Origin of the sequence: Rhodobaculum claviforme (assembly GCF_016653255.1) — a bacterium.
In the GTDB taxonomy this organism is placed as follows: domain Bacteria; phylum Pseudomonadota; class Alphaproteobacteria; order Rhodobacterales; family Rhodobacteraceae; genus Rhodobaculum; species Rhodobaculum claviforme.
Genome location: NZ_NHSD01000012.1, coordinates 1 through 2,937, shown reverse-complemented (window position 1 = coordinate 2,937; position 2,937 = coordinate 1). Strand labels below are relative to the sequence as shown.

The 2,937-nt window shown below is 65.1% G+C and carries 3 protein-coding genes; 1 reads left to right on the top strand and 2 read right to left on the bottom strand.

Annotated features, from left to right (window positions below; genetic code table 11):
• Both mdoH and hisI read right to left on the bottom strand, forming a co-directional pair.
• Window positions 1-1,518, bottom strand: a 1,518-nt coding sequence (gene mdoH / locus CCR87_RS00175) for a glucans biosynthesis glucosyltransferase MdoH (protein ID WP_201155326.1), incomplete at its 3' end; no start/stop codon positions are given.
• Between the two features lie 344 nt (window positions 1,519-1,862).
• Window positions 1,863-2,249 carry a phosphoribosyl-AMP cyclohydrolase gene (gene hisI, locus CCR87_RS00170; RefSeq protein WP_051432367.1) on the bottom strand — a complete coding sequence of 129 codons (387 nt, stop codon included), beginning with the start codon at window positions 2,247-2,249 and terminating at the stop codon, window positions 1,863-1,865.
• A 262-nt stretch (window positions 2,250-2,511) separates the two neighbouring features.
• Between hisI and CCR87_RS00165 the strand changes: the two genes are divergently transcribed.
• Window positions 2,512-2,937 (top strand): ClpX C4-type zinc finger protein (locus tag CCR87_RS00165; protein WP_201155325.1); only part of this gene is annotated, 426 nt, incomplete at its 3' end.

Below are 2,937 nucleotides of genomic sequence, written 5' to 3'. Positions count from 1 at the left end.
CACGAGCCCGGCGAACAGCCGCCCAAAACCGGCGTGGCTGCGCCGCAAGGTGCGGTCGAAGCCGACCAGGAGAACGCCCATCAGCTTGGGCCCAAGCAGCAATACCACAGCCAGCGCAAGTAGGCTGACCACCTCCGTCTCCTGAGCGACCACCGCGAGCATGTCGATGCCAAACGGGCCAATCGGCTGCGTCGTGACCTCCGCCACGGCCGAAATCCGCTCCCAGAAGTCGGAGCTGCTCGCCTCGATGATCGTCAGCGTGACGAACACCACCCATAGCGGGGCGGACAGGAAGCTCATGATCCCGACCAGCAGGTTGACCCGGCTCATCCAATGCAGCCGGCGGGCGAACAGCACGCGCAAGTGCTGCATGTTGCCCTGGCACCAACGCAGGTCGCGCTTGATGAAATCCGGCAGGGTCGGCGGCATCTCCTCGTAGCTGCCGCCCTCGACGGGCAGCACCCGGACCTCATAGCCGCCAGCGCGCATCAGCGCGGCTTCCACCTGATCGTGGCTCAGGATGTCGCCGCCCAGCGGCGGCGTGCCCGGCAACGGCTCCAGGTGGCAGAACTGCTTGAAGGCGTCGGTACGGATCACCGCGTTGTGGCCCCAGTAGGGGCAGGAACCGCCCTGCCACCAGGCCGCGCCCACGGTATGCACCAGCATGCCGTGGCGCATGCCGAACTGGAAAAGACGCGCGAACGCGCTCTCGGTCGGCATACCCACAGCCAGCGACTGCAGAATCCCAAGCCGCGGGTTGGCGTCCATGATCCGCACCAGCCGATCGACCGTGCGCCCGTGCATCGCACTGTCGGCGTCGAGCACGACCATGTAGTCGAAATCCTGACCGCGGGTCTCGACGAACGCCCACAGGTTGCCGGCCTTGTAGCCCTGGTTTTCCGTGCGGTGGCGGTAGTGCAGCCGCGCCGCACCGTCCGCGTCCGCGCACTGCCAGGCACGCAGGCGGCGCTGCTCGTCCGCGCGGATTTCGGGATCGGTGCTGTCGGACAGCAGGAACACCTCGTAACGACCGCCCACCCCAAGGCTATCCAAGGAGGCTAGAAGCTTTTGCAGATGGCGGAAGACGCGATCGGTGTCCTCGTTGAACACCGGCATGACGATCGCCACCCGGGCGCTTGAGCGTTTCACCCGGTTGCGATGAAACGGCGCCACCACGTCCAGATGGTTGCGGGCGGCCAACATAACGGCGGCGCCGATCACGGAATTCCAGAAGCCGATCACCACCATCGGAATCGACAGGCAGAAACACAGCAGCAGCAGCGATTCCACCGGCGCCAGACCGTCGCCGGCCAACAGCGCCGCCATCGTGGCGACCGCAGCCAGCCAGGTGCCCCCGCACAGCGTCGCGAACGCCGCCCGGCGCCAGCCGATTCGCTCGTGAGAGCTGGAGGGTTTCTCACAGCTGTCAGACGCAGTGTGAATGTCCTGACTGTGGAGGTGTTCCGGACGCCCGGCAGCTGTCCGGCCGAGGGACGCGGCGCCGGTGCCGTTGGGCAAGCTGCTGTCAGTTGAGACGCGCATCGATCGCTCAGCCATGCCTGTCCTTTCGCCGCGTTCGCGGACGGTTGTTCTAGCGGTGCATGCCGGCAGCTACGGTTCCCCCGATCCGCAGGTCCTAGCCGGACAGAAGATCAGCCTGGACCCACGACCTGCCAAGTCAGATCATCGACTTGACACCCTTTTATGCGAAATAGACCGCTGGCCACGCTTGGTCGCCGCCATGCAGATCGTATCCAAATCCACATAAGCTTACGGCTATCCACGGCGCGCGGATGACCTGAATATACTTATGGTCAGGGGCCGGCGGAAACGTTCTCCCCCCACACGCTCCGGAAGCTGCCTTACAGCGGCTCCGGGCCGGCCTCTCCGGCACGTCGATAGAAACAGCTGCGCGCCCCAGTGTGGCAAGCCGCGCCGGTCTGCCGAATCAACAGCAGTAGCGTGTCGCCGTCGCAGTCGACCCGGGCCTCGACCAGTTCCTGGATGTGCCCGCTGGTATCCCCCTTGCGCCACATCGCCTGCCGGGAGCGCGACCAGTAGGTCACCCGACCGCCCGTCAGGGTCGCGATCAAGGCCTCGCGGTTCATCCAGGCGAGCATCAACACCTCGCCGCTGTCGTGCTGCTGGGCAACGACGGGGACGAGGCCGTGGCTGTCGAACGCGACCGCGTCAGCGAAAGCGACCGCAGCCGTCTCGCTCAGCCGCAAAGCATCCACCTCATTGCTCATGTGCACGTTCATGATGACTTAACCCATCGACGGTGTAGTAGAGATCGGCTAGACGGGCGCCCGCTGAAACTTCCTGACGGGTAACCCCCACGTGAAGCGGTACCCCCCTTGGCGTGCGGACATCAGCCCTCATATCAGGGAGAGTCCCAAAATCCCACGCCTGCGTTTCGCAAGCGCTACGGAGGACGCCGAGCCAGGGGGTTGCCCTGGCGCGCCATCCCCGTCAAGCTGAGACGAGGCAGATACGTATAGCCGAGGAGCCATGAGCAAGTCCGGCGACGGCAACAACCAGCAGCAGACCCTCTACTGCTCCTTCTGCGGCAAGAGCCAGCATGAGGTGAAGAAGCTCATCGCCGGTCCGGCCGTTTTCGTCTGCAACGAGTGCGTCGAGCTCTGCGCGGAGATCATCCACGACGAGCAGAAGCAGAGCTTTACCCGCGGCGACGGCGGCCTGCCGACACCCCAGCAGATCAAGCAGGTCCTGGACGAGTACGTGATCGGCCAGGAGCATGCCAAGCGCGTGCTCTCGGTCGCGGTGCATAACCACTACAAGCGCCTGGAACACGTCGCAGGCGAGAACGACGTCGAGCTGTCGAAGTCCAACATCCTGCTGATCGGCCCCACCGGCAGCGGCAAGACCCTGCTGGCGCAGACGATGGCGCGCATCCTGGACGTGCCGTTTGCTATC